Genomic DNA, 17245 nt, shown 5'->3' with positions numbered 1-17245 from the left:
CTGTCTCCTTTTACTTGTGGTGAGTAAGAAGAGATATTCCGGCATGGGCATTCTTCAGGCTATAGCCTTACAGGATCAATCACCACCTCCCCAGGAGGTGGTTTAGGGATGACAATAAAAAAACGCCCTGCTAAGCAGGGCGTTTTTTATTGCAGTGGCATAAATGAGGGTTTATGCCCGGCTTATTTGTAGATGACAGCGGTGCCGTGCAGGGTGTTAGGACCGGTCACAGAGGTGATGCGGTAAGATTTTGCACCCATCTCTTGCGCTTTTTGCGCCAGCTGATCTTCCAGTGAACCCAGGTTAGTCCCGGCAGAGGCAGAGATCGTGCCGACTTTATGCTGATCGACCGGGGTGGACTGTACCTGTACAGCCGCAAAGCTTGCGAAAGAGAGTGAACTCAGGACAGCAGCAGCGATGAGGGTTTTTACGTTTTTCATGATGTTTACCTTTAGCAGATGAATTTGGAGGTCGTTAGCTATTTAGTTAACGATCGATAGGTAAATCATAAATGTGATCCATCTCACACGTCAACATAATTTTATAATGGTCGTTAACTTAATTTTAAAGTCGTTATTTTTCATACTCATATGATTAATTTATTTTTTAGCATTCAGCGCTGGTGGTGACTTGCGTTTATTTTTATAATGGTCATTCAACAAACCAACAGAGGACCAACGGCACATGACAACCGACGTCACGAGTTGTGCAAAGAAAAGCCGTGGCCGACCAAAAGTGTTTGACAGGGATGCAGCGCTTGATAAGGCCATGACTCTCTTCTGGCAACATGGGTATGAAGCAACCTCGCTTTCCGATCTGGTAGAAGCCACCGGCGCCAAAGCGCCGACGCTCTATGCCGAATTTACCAATAAAGAGGGGCTGTTCAGGGCGGTGCTGGACAGATACATTTCGCGCTTTGCGGCGAAACACGAAGCCCAGCTGTTTTGTGAAGAGAAAAGCGTCGAACAGGCGCTTCGGGATTACTTCACCGCCGTCGCGACCTGCTTCACCAGTAAGGACACGCCTGCGGGCTGCTTTATGATTAACACCTCTGCCACCCTGGCGGCATCCTCGAAAGAGATTGCCAATACGGTGAAATCGCGTCATGCCATGCAGGAGGAGACGCTGAGCGCCTTTCTGGCTCAGCGGCAGCAGCGCGATGAAATCCCTGCACAGTGCAACCCTCAGCTGCTGGCGCAATACCTGAGCTGTATTTTGCAGGGGATGTCGATCAGCGCTCGTGAAGGGGCAACGCTGGAAAAACTGCAGATTATTAGCGACACCACGCTGCGGCTGTGGCCTGAGCTACTCAAAATCTGAAGCAAAAAAAAGCTCCTCAGCCTGAGCGCATGAGGAGCTAAATTCAGAGAACATCTTTTTTACACTTTGTTATTCAGAACCAGCTGGCCATTTCCATCGAGCGGAATTTGCGTGCCCGGGTCTTTATCCATGCGGATTTTGCCCTGCTGATCGCCAATTTTGTACGTCACGTCATAACCCAGCATTTTTTCCGACTTGTCATAGACGGTTTTGCAGCGTTGCTGAGTCGTGGTGTAGGTATCGTTATCCTGCATCGCGCCCTGCACCTGGTTACCGGCATAGCCGCCACCCAGCGCGCCGACCACGGTCGCCACATCTTTACCCCGGCCGCCGCCAAACTGGTGACCAATCACGCCACCCGCTACCGCACCCAGAACAGAACCGGCGATACGGTTTTCATCCTGCACCGGACGACGATGCGTCACGGAGACGTTACGGCACTCCTGACGAGGCGTTTTTACCGTTTCTTTAATCGGTGTAGCAGAAACCACCTGCGCATACTGCGGGCCGCGGTCTAATACGTTGAGACTGGCAACGGCAGCCACACCTAACGCAGCCGCGACGCCAATCCCTATACCCGCCAACATTGATTTATTCACGGGACTTCCTCCTTTGTTGCTATTGGTAACAATTTTGCAATGGAGGCACGGCTTCGCCAATCAGATAAAGGATCAAAAAAGGGGCATAGCGAGGAGATATATTCTATTTAGGAGAACTCTGAAGCAGTCAAACTGTGATCTACAGCATGAAATGCTAAAAACTCCCTCCGGAGAGCCCGGAGGGAGTGAAAGATTAGTGCAGCTTCAGACGCGGACGGATCACGCGGTTGATTCTGCCCACCAGCATCATCAGCCCGGTTTTGAAGTAGCCGTGCAGCGCAATCTGGTGCATACGGTACAGGGAGATGTACACGAAGCGGGCAATGCGCCCTTCTACCATCATCGAGCCGCGCATCAGGTTGCCCATCAGGCTGCCGACGGTTGAGAAGTTTGACAGAGACACCAGAGAACCGTGGTCTTTGTAAACATAGGCCTTCATTGGCTTGCCTTTGTACTGCGCCAGAATGTTGTGCAGGACCAGGCTTGCCATCTGGTGTGCAGCCTGGGCGCGCGGCGGCACGAATCCACCTTCAGGACGGGCGCAGGAGGCACAGTCACCGATAGCAAAGATTTCAGGGTCACGCGTGGTTTGCAGCGTTGGCTCCGTGACCAGCTGATTAATGCGGTTGGTTTCCAGGCCGCCGATATCTTTCATAAAGTCAGGCGCTTTGATACCTGCCGCCCAGACCATCAGATCCGCTTTGATATACTCGCCGTCTTTGGTGTGCAGGCCGCCTTCGTCGGCGCTGGTCACCATGGTCTGCGTCAGCACCCGCACGCCCAGCTTGGTGAGTTCATTGTGCGCCGCACCGGAAATACGCGGAGGCAGCGCAGGCAGAATGCGTTCACCGGCTTCGACCAGCGTGACGTTCAGCGCTTCGTTCGTTAACCCTTTATAACCGTAGCTGTGCAGCTGCTTCACCGCATTGTGCAGCTCAGCGGACAGCTCAACGCCCGTCGCACCGCCGCCGACAATGGCGATATTGACCTTACCGTTCGCACCCATATTGCTGGTGTACTTCAGGAACAGGTTCAGCATTTCCTGATGGAAACGACGCGCCTGGTGCGGGTTATCGAGGAAGATACAGTGCTCTTTCACGCCCGGCGTGTTGAAGTCGTTGGAGGTACTGCCCAGCGCCATGACCAGGGTGTCGTACGGCAGCTTGCGCTCAGGAACCAACAGCTCCCCTTTTTCATCACGCAGTTCTGCCAGAGTGATGGTTTTGCTTTCACGGTTGATGTCCACCACCGAGCCCAGCTGGAACTGGAAATGGTGGTTGCGCGCATGTGCCAGATAGCTGAGCGCGTCCACGCCCTCGTCCAGAGAGCCGGTCGCTACTTCGTGCAGCAGCGGTTTCCACAGGTGGCTGTGGTTACGATCCACCAGCGTGATTTTGGCTTTTTTACCGCGCCCCAGCTTCTTACCCAACTGTGTCGCCAGCTCCAGCCCGCCAGCACCACCGCCTACAATCACTATCTTTTTCAATGGCGTAGTCAACGTGACCCCCTCAAATTATTAACCAATTGTTAATTAAAAGTTATAAAAATAACCCTTAATTAACAACAGGTTACAGCACTGAAACCATTCAGGTGCATTGAGAATACCACGTCCGGCGCATTGGTCATACCAAAATTGATATGCATCAAGTTTTGATGGCTTAAAAGTAGACAATTCTGGACAAAAAGAAACCCGGTGCGCGTTCGCGACCGGGTTTCTGAAGTGGCAGGCTGTGGTTTAGCCCAGCGTTTTAAAGGCTTTGATGCGCTGCAGATGCGGGGAGATGTTCTTGAACTTGTGGGTCTGTTCTTCGTCCCAGACAATTTCATAGTAGTGATGCAGGAGTTCTGCCGCCCGGTGGCTGTTGAGCGCCTCATCGTTACGCGACAGGATCACCAGGCAGCGGTCACGGTTTTTCTCCCGAAAATTGCTGACGCACTTGGTCGCAATATCGATATACTCTTCCGGGCGGTCGATTTTGCCTTCCATGTTTTCGTTCGGGAAAAGGTTGGGATTGAATACCACCTGACGGATGTCACACAGGAAGCCAATCCGCTCTGCCCAGTAGCCGCCCAGCCCCACGCCGCAAATCAACGGCCGATCGTCGACGTTGAGCTGCAACATCTTGTCCACCTCTTTGAGCAGGTGCTGCATATCATGCTTCGGATGGCGCGTGCTGTAGCTGATCAACCGGACATCCGGATCGATAAACTGCAGCTGCAGCACCTTCTCATGATTACCAGGACTGTTTGAGTCAAAACCGTGTAAATAGATGATCATCGTCTTCTCACCACGCTACGCCTTCCGGGAGGGTTTACAGGCTGGCTTTATGTGCCTGCCAGCGCTCATTCAGGTCTTCAAGCCGGGCGTTGACCGTCTTCCAGCGCGCCGAATCCATCAGCTCCTGACGGCTAAATGAACCTTTATGATACAATTGTGTAACACGCTCTGCATTGATCGGCGACAGGTTATCCAGCACGCTAACGGCACCTTTACGATTATTGCAGACCAGGATCATATCGCAACCTGCATCCAGCGACGCCTGACCGCGTTCAGCGTAGCTGCCCATAATCGCCGCCCCTTCCATTGATAGATCGTCAGAGAAAATCACGCCATTGAAGCCCAGCTCCTGACGCAGAACGGTTTTCAGCCAGTGCGGAGAGCCGCTGGCAGGACGCGGATCAACGTCGCTGTAAATCACGTGCGCAGGCATGATGGCATCCAGCTTGTTGTCGGTGATAAGCGACCTGAACACCGACATATCTTTGGCGCGAATTTCCGCTTCCGGGCGCGGATCGCGCGGGGTCTCTTTATGCGAGTCCGCCGTCACCGCCCCGTGGCCAGGGAAGTGTTTCCCGGTGGTTTTCATCCCGGCATCGTGCATGCCGTCAATGAAGCGGGTCGCCATGGCCAGCGCAATGCGCGGATCGTCATGGTACGAGCGCTCGCCAATGGCGGCGCTGATATGCCCCACGTCCAGCACCGGGGCAAAACTGATGTCGATATCCATGGCAATCATTTCGCTGGCCATCAGCCAGCCGGCCTCCTGCGCCAGTGTCCCGCCCTCTTCCGTGCCGAGCAGCGCGGCAAAAGACTGGGCCGCCGGCAGACGGGTAAACCCTTCCCGAAAACGCTGCACGCGTCCGCCTTCCTGATCGACGGCGACCACCAGATGGTTGCGCGACGCGGCGCGGATCTGGCGCACCAGCTCACGCAGCTGCGCCGGATCGTGATAGTTGCGGGTAAACAGGATCAGGCCCCCCACCAGCGGATGCGCCAGAATTTCACGCTCCTCCGCATCCAGCTCAAACCCTTCTACATCCAACATGACTGGACCCACATCCACCTCTCTTATCCTTTCGTTTATAACTGACGCCAGGCATCGTCTGCCAGCGCAATAAAATGTTTGTCTCTTGACTGCTGATAGCGCATTTCAAACCAGCCAGCCATTAACATGACGACCCATGGCCGCCAGCGTTTGACCTGACGCCTCAGCGCGTCGGCGTCAATGTGCGCCACCTCGGCGTAGTTCCTGATAAGCGTCTGCCGCGCGTCGTCACTCTCCGTCCAGACTGCCGCCAGCTCCAGCGCCACATCGCCATCTCCGGCGTATTCCCAGTCGATGAGCCTGATGCCCTCTGCCGTATGCACAATATTTCCGGCATGAACATCCATGTGCAGCGGCGATAGCCGAATCGGCTGCGGCTCGCCTGCTTTACGCAACCGCCTGAGATGTGCCAGCCACACTGGAGTGCGTCTGTCAGGCGCGGCCTGCTGCCAGTAGCGTTCAAGCAGCGGGTATAGCGTGATTCGCCATCCCAGACGTGGCTGCCGGTGCAGATGATACAGCATTGCCGCGAGCGCCGGCGTGTCCGGCAGCGCGCTTTTAACGTCACCGTCCAGATAGTCGACTGCCATCCAGCCCTCTCTGAAAAAACGGGGGGCAGGCACGAGATCTGACGGAAGGCGCCTCAGGGCGCGAAACTGACGACGGAAATGGGAGGCAGGCGAATAGGGGTCGTGATGTTGCCGCAAGACCAGACGTCGTTCGCCCTGCGCTATAATGCAACTCGCGCCGCCAAGCCCGGAGTGGGCCTGCGGCGCGATAAGGCGGTACTGAGGAAAATAGCGCGTCAGAATCTCTTCACGCGTGCTGTCATTGTTGCGTAACCGCACCTTTACCTGACCAGATAATTTCGCCTGTCTGAACCAGCATCAGCTGCATCTGCAGGGCCGGTGTATTCACGTTACCGGTGGCGTTAGAGTACAGCACATACTGTGCGCCAACGTTACGGGCAATGCCGATCGCCTTGCTGCGTGTGCCGAGGCTATCCTGCGGCGACAGGCCCAGCTGCTGTTTGGCTACCGCGAGTTGCTGAGCCGAGACCAGCGTAAACTTACCGTTGTTTGCCAGCGCATTGCGCAGCGTTTCCGTCGCTTCGCCCGCGTTCAGCGAACCGTTGGTACGGTTGTTCACGCTATCAACCAGCAACACGCTGCCTGCCGTCACGCCCTGTGCCTGCAGCATTTTGCCGACCATGGGCTGCATTGCGCCGTTCCAGTCGTAATGGCGCACGCGCGGCGTGGGCTGTGACGTCTGGTCTGGATGCTCAATCGGGCCAGGCTGTGACGGAATAGACGGCACAGACGGCACGGTTGGCTGCGGCTGCGTTGGCTGTGTCGGCTGTTCAGTGCCCGGTTTCGCCTCTTCCACAGGCGCTGGCTGTTCAGTTCGGGTCACACACCCCGCCAGGAACAGCGCGAAAGCTGTCACGAGCGCATAGCGGCTCAAGTTTTTAATCAAGGTTCACCCCTTAGAGATAAAGATAAAGTCTCACCTTATGCGCACCCAGATAGTTAGCGCTGCCATAGAGCGTTACCGACGATCTGGCCGGAATGGTGACGCTGCGCGGCGCCTCCAGCGGATGCATTTCAAGACCTCTTACGTCATACCAGAAAAAACGGTAGTGGACCGTCACGGGTTCATGTCTTTCATTAAAGAGGGTAGAGGAGGCAGATGAATTGATTTCACTGATGGTCAGCACGGGTTGTTGCGCCGTGATGCCCGCGGCAAGCACGGAGGATTCCATCACCAGCGTCTGTTCATCGTTCACGGGGATCGCCGGGCGCGAGCTGCACCCCACAATCATCATCGTCAATACCAGCGCTGCAATACGCCCTTTACGCATATCAAAGACCTTTATGTGCCAGCATCGGCCCCAGAGGACGTCCACCCAGCAGATGCATGTGAATATGATAAACTTCCTGACCACCATGACGGTTGCAGTTCATGATCAGACGGTAACCGTCTTCTGCAATGCCTTCCTGTTCAGCGATTTTCGCGGCCACCGTCAGCATACGACCTAACGCCACTTCATGCTCGGTTTTTACGTCGTTTACGGTCGGAATCAGAATATTGGGAATGATAAGGACGTGCGTCGGGGCCTGAGGGGAAATATCCCGGAAAGCCGTTACCAGTTCATCCTGATAGACGATATCCGACGGGATTTCGCGACGGATAATTTTACTGAAAATCGTTTCTTCAGCCATGACCTTTTCCTTTTTTGTTTAATCTGGCGCGAGCAATTGCTGTTAACACACGCTCTGGTTGAGTGCGTGACACAATTCAAGAGTATGAGCGAGTTTCTCCTGTCCTTTCAACCTCCTCCCTCGATTTCTTTCCTGAATGTTCATCAGCTGAACGAAGAGTGACCGTTAAAGCGTGCTGCTGCATTTTTTTAAGACAGAAATAAAAAAGGCAGCCATTAGGCTGCCTTAGTCTCCCCAGGTCACAGCTTAGTTGTTGCGGATGTATTCATCCATTTCGGTTTTCAGGTTATCGGATTTCGTACCGAAAATTGCCTGTACACCAGAACCTGCAACAACCACGCCCGCTGCGCCCAGTTTTTTCAGACCCGGCTGGTCTACTTTCGCGACGTCGGCAACGCTCACACGCAGACGAGTGATGCACGCGTCCAGGTTAGTGATGTTCTCTTTACCGCCGAACGCGGCAACCAGTGCCGGAGCCATTTCGCTGGTCGCGCCAGCTTTGCTGTCTTCTGTCGCATCTTCACGGCCTGGGGTTTTCAGGTCCAGTGCTTTAATCAGCACGCGGAAGATGGTGTAGTAAACAACGGCATAGCACGCACCCACGATTGGGAACAGCCACAGTTTGCTGCTGTTACCGGACAGAACGATGAAGTCGATCAGACCGTGAGAGAAGGACGTACCGTCACGCATACCCAGCAGAATACAGATTGGGAACGCCAGGCCCGCCAGAATCGCGTGGATAACGTACAGGATCGGCGCAACGAACATGAAGGAGAACTCGATCGGCTCGGTGATACCGGTCAGGAACGAGGTCAGCGCTGCGGAGATCATGATACCGCCCACTTTTGCACGGTTCTCTGGCTTAGCAGAGTGCCAGATAGCAATCGCCGCTGCTGGCAGACCGTACATTTTGAACAGGAAGCCACCAGACAGTTTACCTGCAGTTGGGTCACCCGCCATGTAACGTGGGATATCGCCGTGGAATACCTGGCCTGCTGCGTTGGTGAATTCACCAATCTGCATCTGGAATGGAACGTTCCAGATGTGGTGCAGACCGAATGGCACCAGGCAACGCTCGATGAAGCCGTAGATACCAAACGCCACAACCGGGTTCTGGTAAGCAGCCCACTGAGAGAAGGTCTGGATAGCGGAGCCGATTGGTGGCCAGATGAAGGACAGGATCACGCCAGTGAAAATCGCTGCCAGACCAGAGATGATCGGAACGAAACGCTTGCCCGCGAAGAAGCCCAGGTACTCAGGCAGCTTGATGCGATAGAAGCGGTTGAACATGTACGCTGCAATCGCACCGGAAATGATACCGCCCAGAACACCGGTGTCCGCCAGGTGTTTCGCGGCGATCTCTTCTGCCGGTAAATGCAGAACCAGCGGCGCAACCACAGCCATGGTTTTCACCATGATGCCGTAAGCAACCACTGCAGCCAGCGCAGATACGCCGTCGTTATTGGTGAAGCCCAGAGCCACACCGATCGCGAAGATCAGTGGCATGTTAGCAAAGACAGAACCGCCTGCTTCGGCCATCACATGGGACACTACGGCTGGCAGCCAGCTGAAGTTAGCAGAACCGACACCCAGCAGGATACCTGCGATAGGCAGTACGGATACTGGCAGCATCAGCGATTTACCGACCTTTTGCAGGTTAGCAAATGCATTCTTAAACATAATTGAGAGTGCTCCTGAGTATTTGTGCTTTTTTTACGCTTTCACGCATTGGCCCGGGGGGAGTACCGTGCCGTGGACAGGACATCTAAGCGCCCTTTATTTATTACACAGAGTAAAATAATTCCCTCTGAGTTTGTTTGACGGCTATCACGTTTCAGCTTAAGGCGGTCGAAAAACTTTCAGTTATTTACAAAAAGCATGTCCGGATGTGTCTAAAAACACCCTCACCGCCCCAAATGAGGCGGTGAACTTTACTCGTTTTATTTATTAATTACGAGCCTAAAAAAAACAGGTGTATCAGACAGATTGCAGGCGGGCGGGGTCAATATGGAACAGCGTTGAGAAGTTTTCCGTGGTCACGCGGGCCAGCTCTTCGATGCTGACCCCCTTCAGTACGGCCATGTACTCAGCCACGTCTCGCGTCATCGCCGGTTGGTTCTCTTTACCGCGATGCGGTACCGGGGCCAGATACGGAGAGTCTGTCTCCACCAGAATGCGATCGAGCGGAACATAACGCGCGGCATCCCGGAGCTGCTCAGCGTTACGGAACGTCACGATCCCGGAAAACGAAATATAAAACCCTAAATCAAGCAGTTTACCCGCCGTTTCTCTGTCTTCTGTGAAACAGTGTAGTACGCCACCGCAATCCGTCACGTTTTCTTCCCGAAGGATCGCCAGGGTATCGGCACGCGCATCACGGGTATGCACAATGACCGGCTTGTTCAGTTCGCGGCCAATGCGGATATGATGGCGGAAGGACTCCTGCTGCCGCGGTTTCGTTTCCGGCGTGTAAAAATAGTCCAGGCCCGTCTCCCCCATCGCCACCACGCCCTCTTCTGCTGCCAGTCGGCGCAGTTCCTCAACGTCATACGCCTCGTCCTGATTCAGCGGATGCACGCCGCAGGAGAACACCACGTTGTCGCGAACGCCCACCAGCTCACGCATGGTGCGATAACCCGGCAGCGTCGTCGCCACCGCAAGGCAGAATTTCACATCGCGGGCAGCGGCTTTTTCCAGCACGTCATCCACGTTTTTATGCAGGGATTGATAATCCAGGCCATCAAGATGGCAGTGTGAGTCGACTAAAAACATAATGTCTCTCTCAGAGATGGGAAACTGGCGGTGTGACGCCGGGTTGCAGGTAATGTTCAATACGCAGTAACTGGTCGGTCAGTAAAAGCTCGCGATTAAGACCCGTCACGGTTAAAAGCTGTTCGCGGCTCTGGCAAACTTCATGAAGCATCGCGTGAAGAATCGCGCCGGAGAGGCGGTTCGCCAGCGTACTCACCAGTGGCCACGCGTCAGGGTTAGTCAGCAGCGTTGCCCCTTGCTGAATTTTAAGGGCATCCAGCAGCAACGCGGCCAGCCAGTGCAGACGCTCAACGGCACTATCGCTGTTAAGTGTCGGGAGTAAGCTTAGCCAGTCGTTGTTATTCAGCGCCGCTTCAACGGCCCGGCAGAGCGCTTCTCGCTGTGACCAGACGTCAGGTTGCAGCAAGGCCAGCGCCGCCGCGGGCGCGGCGCTACTCAGGCGCAAGGCGGACAGCGCACTTTCAGGTGACGTTGTCACCTCTCGCTCCAGCCAGCTCAGCGCCCATGATTCCTGAGGCACCGCAAGGTGATGAAGACGGCAGCGGCTGCGCAACGTCGCCAGCAATCGTCCCGGATCGCGGCACGAGAGGAAAAACCACGTTTTTTCCGGCGGCTCTTCAAGAGTCTTAAGCAGAGCGTTAGCCGCCGCCTCGGTCAGCAGGGTGGCGTCTTTGAGCAAGACGACCTTAGCGCCACCCAGGCGCGCATGTTCGTACAATTTTTCACTGACTTCACGCACGGCATCAATACCCAGCGCGCTCTTGCCCTTCTCAGGCTCAAGGGTGTAGTAGTCAGGATGTGTGCCCGCCTGCATCAGCTGGCAGCCGCGGCACTTACCACAGCTTTTGTGCCCTTCCGGCTGCTGGCACATCAGAAAACGGGTGAGGGCATAAATTAACGCCTCATCCCCCATCCCTGGCAATGCCTGAATCAGTAACGCATGATGCCCCCGCCCCGCCTGATAGCTGCCGATCAGCTGCTCAAAGTGCGGACGCAACCATGGATACCATTTCATGCCTGCTGCTCCTCTACCCACTGCGTAACGGTCTGCTGGATGTTGTGCGTGACGTCATCCAGCGACTGCGTCGCATCGATGGTACGAATAGCGCTATCCTGTGCCGCCAGCTCAAGATAGCGCGCACGGGTGCGGTTAAAGAAATCAAAGGACTCTTGTTCAATGCGGTCCAGCTCGCCGCGCGCGCGGGCGCGTTTGAGGCCCACTTCCGGCGTAACATCCAGATAGAGGGTCAGGTCGGGGCGAAAATCACCCAGTACGGCATCGCGCAGCGTTGCCAGCATCGTCTGGTCAATACCGCGTCCCCCGCCCTGGTAGGCCTGAGTCGACAGATCGTGGCGATCGCCGATCACCCATTTACCCTCGGCCAACGCGGGTTTGATCACCGTCTCAACCAGCTGTACGCGCGCCGCGTAGAACATCAACACTTCGGCTTTGTCAGTGATAACTTCGTCGCCAACGGATTTAATATCCAGCACCAGGCTGCGCAGTTTCTCCGCAAGTTGCGTACCGCCCGGCTCGCGGGTGAAGACCATGTCGGCGACGCCAAGCGATTTCAGCGTGTCCACCACTACGTTGCGGGCAGTGGTTTTACCCGCTCCTTCGAGTCCCTCAATGACAATGTATTTACTGCGCATTTTTTTCCTTAAGTGCCTTCAGATAGTCCTGAACAGAGCGATTGTGGCTGGCAAGGTTGGTGTTAAAGGTATGCCCCCCTTTTCCATCAGCCACAAAATAGAGATACGGTGTTTTCGCCGGGTGCGCGGCGGCTGTGAGAGAAGCCTCGCTCGGCGTGGCAATCGGGCCAGGCGGTAAACCGCTAATCACGTAGGTATTATACGCCGTTGGCGTTTCCAGATCTTTTCTGGAAATCTTGCCCGTATAGTTCTCTCCCATGCCGTAGATGACGGTAGGGTCGGTTTGCAGGCGCATACCAATGCGCAGACGATTGATAAATACTGACGCCACCCGATCGCGTTCAGCAGCAACGGCGGTCTCTTTCTCGATAATCGAGGCCATGGTAACAAACTGATTTTGATCTTTATAAGGTAAACCATCCATTCGCCCTTCCCAGGCGGCATCCACGGCGGCGACCATTTTTTTGTGCGCCCGCTTCAGAATCGCCGCATCGGTCGTGCCTGCGGTGTACATCCAGGTATCCGGCCAGAACCAGCCTTCCACCCATTCAGGATGCTCAAACTTAAGCACGTCGGCCACCGTCTGATAGCTGTCATCTTTCAGGGTATGTTTGATATAAGGCGCATCGCGCAGCTGTTTAAGGTAATCGCTCAGGCGCATCCCTTCGACAAAACGCAGCGGGAACTGGGCTTCTTTACCGCTTTCCAGCAGTTGCAGCATCTCTCTGACGGTCATGCCGGGCGTAAAGCGGTAGGTACCAGCCTTGAAGTGAGATAGGTCAGGCTCAATACGCAATAACCACTGGAACACGCGTGGACGGTTGATGATTTTATCCCCGTAAAGCTGCTCGCCCAGCGCCATCCGCCCGGTACCGGCTTTCAGGGTAAAAATCGTCTCGTCTTTAATCAAGATTTTACTGTTCGCCAGCTGGCGGACTTTCCATACTCCCGCTCCGCCAGCAATGCCCAGCGCAATAATAAGGAGAAGGACAAAACGCAACATTTTCTTCATGACTATCTGGTTTGCTCACATATCGGTGCTAAAAACTGGAACAGCTCGCGCGAAGACCAGCGCTGTTGGTCATACGCACGGACGGCGAAAACAGGCATCAACGCATTGCAGATAACGACTTCATCGGCGGTATGTAGCGCGTCTTCTCCTGCGCAAACTTCGACAATGCGAAAGTCTGAACGTGCGAGCTGCTGTAAACAAAACTGGCGCATGATGCCGTTAACGCCAGCCTGCGCCAGCGAAGGGGTGAAGACCTCACGGCCCTTACGCCAGAATAAATTAGCCGCACAGCATTCCGTAATGCGCCCTTCACTGTCAAGGACTAGCGCCTCATCGGCGTCCGTCTGTTCAAGATGAGTACGAATAAGCACCTGTTCAAGGCGGTTAAGATGTTTTAGTCCGGCAAGCATCGGGTTTCGCCCCAGCCGCACCGGGCTCAGCGTCAACGTCACGCCCTCTTCACGCCAGCGCGCATAGTGAGCAGGATAAGCTGAAACAGAGAGAATACGTGTTGGATGCTGACAGGCGGCACCGCTGTACCCCCGCCCACCGCTGCCTCGGCTAATGATAACTTTTAAGACACCGCTGGTTTTACCTGACGCCAGCTGACGCATCTCATGTTCAAGAATTTCCCACTGCGTAAAAGGGATCAGTAACGTCTGGCAGGCGTCTTGTAAACGGCGGAGGTGTGCATCAAGCAAGCACACGTCGCCTTCCAGAATACGCGCAGTCGTAAAGCAGCCATCGCCAAACTGCGTCGCCCTGTCGCTTGCCGGCAGCGTGTCTTGCTCAAGGCCATTAATTAAAAACATGGTGGCTCCTTATGCGTGGGCGTTTAGTCTGGCAGGATGCCATGCAACCGACAAGAAGATTAGGCTTAATAAAAAAGGCCCGGCAAGCGGACCTTTTTTTATAGCTTTCGGGCCGTCAGGCTCAGACCTTTTTGAAGATCAGAGAACCATTCGTGCCGCCAAAGCCGAAGGAGTTACACAGGGTGTACTCCATACCGCTAACCTGGCGCGCTTCATGAGGAACGAAGTCCAGATCGCAACCTTCATCCGGGTTATCCAGGTTGATGGTTGGCGGAACAGCCTGATCGCGCAGCGCAAGGATAGAGTAGATGGACTCTACTGCACCCGCAGCACCCAGCAGGTGACCGGTCATAGATTTCGTGGAGCTAACCAGTACGCGGCTGGCAGACTCGCCGAAGATAGACTTCACAGCCTGCGCTTCAGCTTTGTCGCCTGCTGGCGTAGAGGTACCGTGAGCGTTAACGTAGCCAATCTGCGCTGGGGTAATACCCGCATCACGGATCGCGTTTTCCATCGCCAGCGCAGCACCCGCACCGTTCTCCGGAGGAGAGGTCATGTGATAAGCATCGCTGCTCATGCCAAAGCCAACGACTTCAGCATAAATTTTCGCACCGCGTTTTTTCGCATGTTCGTACTCTTCCAGCACGAGCATACCTGCGCCGTCACCCAACACGAAACCATCGCGGTCTTTATCCCACGGACGGCTCGCCGCCTGAGGATTATCGTTACGGGTAGAAAGCGCACGCGCTGCACCAAAGCCACCGACACCCAATGGGGTACTGGCTTTTTCAGCACCGCCCGCAACCATAGCATCTGCATCGCCGTACGCAATGATACGCGCGGCCTGGCCGATGTTATGCACGCCAGACGTACACGCGGTAGCGATAGAAATGCTTGGCCCACGCAGGCCGAACATAATGGTCAGGTGACCTGCCACCATGTTAACAATCGTGGACGGAACGAAGAACGGGCTGATCTTACGCGGTCCGCCATTCATCAGCGATGTATGGTTTTCCTCGATCAGGCCAAGACCGCCAATCCCGGAGCCGATAGCAGCGCCGATACGGGTTGCGTTCTCTTCCGTAATCTCAAGGCCAGAATCCTGCATGGCCTGAACGCCAGCGACAATTCCATATTGAATGAAGGCATCCATCTTGCGCTGTTCTTTGCGCGAGATGATCTCTTCACAGTTAAAATCCTTTACTAAGCCAGCAAATTTCGTTGCATAGGCGCTAGTATCGAAATGGTCGATTAGGCTGATGCCGCTCTGACCGGCAAGGAGAGCTTTCCAGGTGGACTCTACGGTATTGCCGACAGGAGACAACATGCCAAGTCCGGTCACAACTACACGACGCTTAGACACGTTTGTCCTCCAGGGAGGGATAAAAAAAGAGATTCGTGGGACTAAAAAAGATAAAACTCAGGCGGTCGAATGACCGCCTGGAGATGTTCACTTACGCCTGGTGGCCGTTGATGTAATCAATGGCAGCCTGAACGGTGGTGATTTTCTCAGCTTCTTCGTCCGGAATCTCAGTATCAAACTCTTCTTCCAGAGCCATTACCAGCTCAACGGTGTCAAGAGAATCTGCGCCCAGGTCTTCAACGAAGGAAGCGGAGTTCACAACTTCTTCCTGCTTAACGCCCAGCTGTTCGCCGATAATTTTCTTAACGCGTTCTTCGATAGTGCTCATACTCTTAAATTTCCTATCAAAACTCGCTTTCGCGATGGTTTTCGTAGTGTATAAAATGTTGAAAAATTTGCAACTAAATCCCGGCAGGTCTTACCACGATTTTACGTTATTTTGAGGCCATTTGCCCTAATAACGCAAATATTTTCGATCGTGATTAAACCATGTACATCCCGCCGTTGACGTGGAGGGTCTCACCAGTGATGTAACCCGCTTCGTCAGAGGCTAAAAATGCAACCGCACTGGCGATTTCTTTAGGGTCGCCAAGACGACCCGCCGGAACTGCCGCCAGTGTACCCGCACGCTGCTCATCGGTCAGCGCACGCGTCATGTCCGTTTCAATAAAGCCCGGAGCAACAACGTTTACAGTAATCCCGCGGGACGCGACTTCACGCGCCAGCGATTTACTGAAACCGATCAGACCTGCTTTCGCCGCAGCGTAGTTAGCCTGACCAGCATTTCCCATGGTACCAACCACAGAACCAACAGTGATAATACGACCATGACGCTTTTTCATCATAGCGCGCATTACCGCTTTTGACAGACGGAATACAGATGACAGGTTGGTTTCGATAATATCGTTCCACTCGTCATCTTTCATTCGCATCAGAAGGTTGTCGCGAGTGATCCCGGCATTATTGACCAGAATATCCACTTCACCAAACTCTGCGCGAATATTTTCCAGAACAGATTCGATAGATGCTGGTTCGGTCACATTCAGTACCAGACCTTTACCGTTCGCACCCAGATACTCGCTGATGGCCTGCGCGCCATTCTCGCTGGTTGCTGTACCAATCACCTTCGCGCCGCGCGCAACCAGTGTTTCAGCAATTGCACGCCCGATACCGCGGCTTGCGCCAGTCACCAGGGCGATTTTTCCTTCAAAACTCATGGTATTCCTCTTTTATTGCGAGAGTGCCGCTGACATCGCTTCCGGCTCGTTAATCGCCGAGGCTGTCAGGGTGTCAACAATACGTTTCGTCAGACCGGTGAGGACTTTCCCTGGGCCGACTTCATATAGATGCTCAACGCCCTGAGCGGCCATAAACTCAACGGTTTTGGTCCACTGTACCGGGCTGTAGAGCTGGCGAACCAGTGCGTCGCGGATAGCTTCCGGCGCGGTTTCGCATTTCACATCGACGTTGTTCACAACGGCAATCGTCGGTGCGTTAAACGTAATTTTTTCCAGCTCAACCGCCAGTTTCTCGGCGGCTGGCTTCATTAACGCACAGTGGGACGGCACGCTGACCGGCAGCGGCAGCGCGCGTTTCGCGCCAGCAGCTTTACAGGCAGCACCGGCACGCTCAACCGCTTCTTTATGACCAGCGATAACCACCTGGCCCGGCGAGTTGAAGTTAACCGGTGAAACCACCTGCCCTTCAGCAGATTCTTCACACGCTTTTGCAATCGCAGCATCATCCAGACCGATGATAGCAGACATGCCACCTGTGCCTTCTGGCACCGCTTCCTGCATGAATTTACCGCGCAGTTCCACCAGACGTACGGCGTCAGCAAACGCGATCACACCGGCACAGACCAGCGCTGAGTATTCACCCAGACTATGGCCCGCGAGCAGCGCTGGCGCTTTACCGCCCTGCTGCTGCCAGACACGCCACAGCGCAACGGACGCTGTCAGCAGCGCTGGCTGTGTCTGCCAGGTTTTGTTCAGTTCTTCGGCCGGACCCTGCTGGGTCAGCGCCCATAAATCATAACCCAGCGCATCAGAAGCTTCACGGAAAGTCTCTTCAATGACCGGATAGTGTGCTGCCATTTCAGACAACATCCCAACGGTTTGAGAGCCCTGCCCCGGGAACACAAAAGCAAATTGCGTCATTTTTTAA

Annotated in this window: 20 protein-coding genes; 1 reads left to right on the top strand and 19 read right to left on the bottom strand. The window is 54.6% G+C overall.

Going from position 1 to position 17245, the window contains the following annotated elements; genetic code table 11:
• Positions 1–182 precede the first annotated feature (182 nt).
• On the bottom strand, positions 183–440 hold the full coding sequence (bhsA, locus tag FHC52_RS04135; protein WP_008500777.1) for a multiple stress resistance protein BhsA: 258 nt from the start codon (positions 438–440) through the stop codon (positions 183–185).
• 244 nt (positions 441–684) lie between these two features.
• On the opposite strand from bhsA, the gene FHC52_RS04130 reads away from it, so the two are divergent.
• Positions 685–1320: a TetR/AcrR family transcriptional regulator gene (locus tag FHC52_RS04130; RefSeq protein WP_126289431.1), complete on the top strand. Its 636-nt coding sequence runs from the start codon at positions 685–687 to the stop codon at positions 1318–1320.
• Positions 1321–1379: 59 nt separating this feature from the next.
• Here FHC52_RS04130 and FHC52_RS04125 read toward each other — a convergent pair whose 3' ends face one another.
• From FHC52_RS04125 to fabD, 18 genes are all read right to left on the bottom strand, one after another.
• Positions 1380–1919 (bottom strand): glycine zipper 2TM domain-containing protein, encoded by a 540-nt coding sequence (locus FHC52_RS04125; protein ID WP_008500779.1) that lies wholly within the window; start codon positions 1917–1919, stop codon positions 1380–1382.
• A 193-nt stretch (positions 1920–2112) separates the two neighbouring features.
• Entirely contained in the window at positions 2113–3417 is a 1305-nt protein-coding gene (locus FHC52_RS04120; protein ID WP_008500780.1) for an NAD(P)/FAD-dependent oxidoreductase, read from the bottom strand.
• Between the two features lie 237 nt (positions 3418–3654).
• A complete protein-coding gene (ycfP, locus tag FHC52_RS04115) occupies positions 3655–4197 on the bottom strand; it encodes an alpha/beta hydrolase YcfP (RefSeq protein WP_032674535.1) in 543 nt (180 codons plus the stop codon).
• A gap of 34 nt (positions 4198–4231) precedes the next feature.
• The gene (gene nagZ / locus FHC52_RS04110; RefSeq protein WP_025911802.1) at positions 4232–5257 is read right to left on the bottom strand and encodes a beta-N-acetylhexosaminidase; all 1026 of its coding nucleotides are present in this window, start codon (positions 5255–5257) and stop codon (positions 4232–4234) included.
• A gap of 23 nt (positions 5258–5280) precedes the next feature.
• Entirely contained in the window at positions 5281–6093 is an 813-nt protein-coding gene (gene thiK / locus FHC52_RS04105; RefSeq protein WP_126289429.1) for a thiamine kinase, read from the bottom strand.
• Positions 6074–6721, bottom strand: coding sequence for a penicillin-binding protein activator LpoB (gene lpoB / locus FHC52_RS04100; RefSeq protein WP_008500784.1), 648 nt, complete (start codon positions 6719–6721; stop codon positions 6074–6076). The genes thiK and lpoB overlap by 20 nt, the downstream gene beginning before the upstream one ends.
• A 10-nt stretch (positions 6722–6731) precedes the next feature.
• Positions 6732–7106: a YcfL family protein gene (locus tag FHC52_RS04095; RefSeq protein WP_008500785.1), complete on the bottom strand. Its 375-nt coding sequence runs from the start codon at positions 7104–7106 to the stop codon at positions 6732–6734.
• 1 nt (position 7107) lies between these two features.
• A complete protein-coding gene (gene hinT, locus FHC52_RS04090) occupies positions 7108–7467 on the bottom strand; it encodes a purine nucleoside phosphoramidase (RefSeq protein ID WP_008500786.1) in 360 nt (119 codons plus the stop codon).
• Positions 7468–7713: 246 nt separating this feature from the next.
• Positions 7714–9147 carry a PTS glucose transporter subunit IIBC gene (gene ptsG / locus FHC52_RS04085; RefSeq protein ID WP_008500788.1) on the bottom strand — a complete coding sequence of 478 codons (1434 nt, stop codon included), beginning with the start codon at positions 9145–9147 and terminating at the stop codon, positions 7714–7716.
• Positions 9148–9444: 297 nt separating this feature from the next.
• Complete coding sequence (locus FHC52_RS04080; RefSeq protein WP_008500789.1) at positions 9445–10239, bottom strand: metal-dependent hydrolase; 795 nt, start codon at positions 10237–10239, stop codon at positions 9445–9447.
• Between the two features lie 10 nt (positions 10240–10249).
• Positions 10250–11254: a DNA polymerase III subunit delta' gene (gene holB, locus FHC52_RS04075; RefSeq protein WP_032651331.1), complete on the bottom strand. Its 1005-nt coding sequence runs from the start codon at positions 11252–11254 to the stop codon at positions 10250–10252.
• The gene (gene tmk / locus FHC52_RS04070) at positions 11251–11892 is read right to left on the bottom strand and encodes a dTMP kinase (RefSeq protein WP_220419925.1); all 642 of its coding nucleotides are present in this window, start codon (positions 11890–11892) and stop codon (positions 11251–11253) included. Before tmk ends, holB begins: the two co-directional genes overlap by 4 nt.
• Positions 11882–12904, bottom strand: coding sequence for a cell division protein YceG (gene yceG, locus FHC52_RS04065; RefSeq protein WP_220419924.1), 1023 nt, complete (start codon positions 12902–12904; stop codon positions 11882–11884). Before yceG ends, tmk begins: the two co-directional genes overlap by 11 nt.
• 2 nt (positions 12905–12906) lie before the next feature.
• Complete coding sequence (pabC, locus tag FHC52_RS04060; protein ID WP_220419923.1) at positions 12907–13716, bottom strand: aminodeoxychorismate lyase; 810 nt, start codon at positions 13714–13716, stop codon at positions 12907–12909.
• A gap of 121 nt (positions 13717–13837) precedes the next feature.
• On the bottom strand, positions 13838–15079 hold the full coding sequence (gene fabF, locus FHC52_RS04055) for a beta-ketoacyl-ACP synthase II (protein ID WP_008500794.1): 1242 nt from the start codon (positions 15077–15079) through the stop codon (positions 13838–13840).
• Positions 15080–15170: 91 nt separating this feature from the next.
• Positions 15171–15407, bottom strand: a complete 237-nt coding sequence (gene acpP, locus FHC52_RS04050; RefSeq protein ID WP_003857954.1) for an acyl carrier protein — start codon at positions 15405–15407, stop codon at positions 15171–15173.
• A gap of 154 nt (positions 15408–15561) precedes the next feature.
• Complete coding sequence (gene fabG / locus FHC52_RS04045) at positions 15562–16296, bottom strand: 3-oxoacyl-ACP reductase FabG (RefSeq protein WP_008500795.1); 735 nt, start codon at positions 16294–16296, stop codon at positions 15562–15564.
• 12 nt (positions 16297–16308) lie between these two features.
• Positions 16309–17238, bottom strand: coding sequence for an ACP S-malonyltransferase (fabD, locus tag FHC52_RS04040; RefSeq protein WP_008500796.1), 930 nt, complete (start codon positions 17236–17238; stop codon positions 16309–16311).
• Positions 17239–17245: the final 7 nt, after the last annotated feature.

Source organism: Enterobacter sp. EC_64 (genome assembly GCF_019584165.1).
Lineage (GTDB): Bacteria > Pseudomonadota > Gammaproteobacteria > Enterobacterales > Enterobacteriaceae > Enterobacter > Enterobacter roggenkampii.
The sequence above is the reverse complement of the archived record's forward strand: the minus strand, read 5'-3'. Positions and strand labels throughout refer to the sequence as shown.